Genomic DNA, 1,238 nt, shown 5'->3' on the forward strand with positions numbered 1-1,238 from the left:
CATGGAGACGTGTACGTACGGTTCGGAGGCGAGTGCTTGGAAACCTACCACTGTGAAAGGGGGCAAGGCGCCGGGTGCTTAGCCTATGGGCAGATAGCTTCAGCCAAAATCCCTCTATCTAGGATGATTAGTCCTCAACTGTATTGGGTAATGACAGGTAATGATTTTACATTGGATATCAATAATCCGAAAGAACCTAAAATCCTTTGTGTAGGAAATAATCCCGACAGGCAGAATATCTATTCTGCTGCTTTGGGTTTATACAATAGCCGTATAGTGAAATTAATAAACAAAAAGGGACAGCTTAAATCGTCTGTTATTATCGATGAGTTGCCTACTATTTATTTCCGAGGTTTGGACAACCTGATAGCCACTGCCCGTAGCAATAAAGTAGCTGTTTGTCTTGGTTTTCAGGATTATAGCCAGTTAAATCGTGATTATGGAGATAAGGAATCGAAAGTGGTGCAAAATACAGTTGGTAATATCTTTTCGGGACAGGTTGTAGGAGAATCGGCAAAGACATTATCAGATCGTTTTGGTAAAGTGTTACAAAAACGTCAATCAATGACCATCAACAGACAGGATAAATCGACTTCTATCAGCACACAGATGGATAGCCTGATTCCTGCCAGTAAAATATCGAATCTGACTCAGGGCATGTTTGTTGGAGCTGTTTCGGATAATTTTGACGAGCGAATCGAGCAAAAGATATTTCATGCAGAAATTGTCGTGGATAATGTTAAAGTTTCGGCAGAGATGAAAAACTATCGAAAAATTCCTATCTTGACCAACTTTATTAATGCGGAAGGTGTTGATTTAATGGAAGAAGAGATTCAAAAGAATTACTCTCAGATTAAAGCGGATATCGGGCAGATTGTAAAGGATGAGTTGGAACGAATAAGTAGTGATGAGAATCTAAAGCACCTGATTAAAGGATAAAAAAGCATGGATGCATTATCTCCAGCTATAGGGGTACTGGTATACCTTACGAACAGGAGTAATGCTCCATGCTTTATGTGCATGAACATTATTTCCTTTTCTTTTGTTCGTGAATTTTAAATTACCAGTTTTCTATTCGCTAAAGAAAATGAAATACAATGATCTATTATCAATAGCGTCCTAAATAAAAAGTGAGAGGTTTTCGTTTTCTGTTCCTTAAAGTTACCTTTGAGGTGCAACACAAAAAACGAACCTCTCATGGCAAAAATAACATTATTCGCTCAAATTCTTAGCAAACT

The 1,238-nt window shown here is 38.2% G+C and carries 1 protein-coding gene; it reads left to right on the top strand.

The genetic code is table 11. The features are described 5' to 3' along the window. On the top strand, positions 1-939 hold a 939-nt coding region (locus D0T84_RS22235; RefSeq protein ID WP_163310101.1), incomplete at its 5' end, for a TraM recognition domain-containing protein. Positions 940-1,238: the final 299 nt, after the last annotated feature.

Source organism: Dysgonomonas sp. 521, assembly GCF_010501055.1.
Lineage (GTDB): Bacteria > Bacteroidota > Bacteroidia > Bacteroidales > Dysgonomonadaceae > Dysgonomonas.